Origin of the sequence: Aneurinibacillus migulanus (genome assembly GCF_001274715.1) — a bacterium.
GTDB classification, from domain to species: Bacteria; Bacillota; Bacilli; order Aneurinibacillales; family Aneurinibacillaceae; genus Aneurinibacillus; species Aneurinibacillus migulanus.
Genome location: NZ_LGUG01000023.1, coordinates 1 through 692, shown reverse-complemented (window position 1 = coordinate 692; position 692 = coordinate 1). Strand labels below are relative to the sequence as shown.

Here is a 692-nt window from a genome sequence, read left to right as displayed (position 1 = left end):
ATTCCGGGCATTGAAGATATCGCGCTGACGACGAATGCGATTTTTCTCGCACAGAAAGCGGAGGCGCTCAAAGAAGCAGGCGTGACTCGTGTGAATATCAGCCTGGACTCCTTGAAGTCGGAACGGTTCGCCTATATTACGCGCGGGGGCAGCCTGAAGCGGGTAATGGATGGCCTGGAGGCTGCACTCCGGGTCGGATTTGCGCCAGTGAAGCTGAATGTGGTGCTGATGCAAGGACAAAATGACGATGAAATTGAGGATTTTATCCGATTGTCGCTCGACAAACCGCTGCAAATCCGGTTTATCGAATATATGCCTATCGGCCATAATGACGAAGGGTGGCGGGCGAAATATCTCTCGCTGGATACGGTATTCGAGAAAGTGAAGCAGATGGGATATACGTATGAGCCGGCCGGAGACATCTACGGGAACGGTCCAGCAGATAACTACCGCATTCCGGGAGCCATGGGTACGTTCGGCTTGATTCATCCTGTGAGTGATCATTTTTGCGGCAACTGTAACCGTCTGCGTCTTACTGCTGACGGCAACATTAAGCCATGCCTGTATTGGGATGATGAATGGAATGTGCGTCCACGTATTGGTGATGAAAAAGCAATACAGGACATGTTCCTGCGTGCGATTGATGCAAAGCCGGAGAACCACGAGATGGCACAGGCATTGGCCAGTGAGAA

At 51.6% G+C, this 692-nt stretch carries 1 protein-coding gene; it reads left to right on the top strand.

What is annotated here, in order from left to right; genetic code table 11:
* On the top strand, positions 1–692 hold a 692-nt coding region (locus AF333_RS31360), incomplete at both ends, for a GTP 3',8-cyclase MoaA (RefSeq protein ID WP_043069101.1).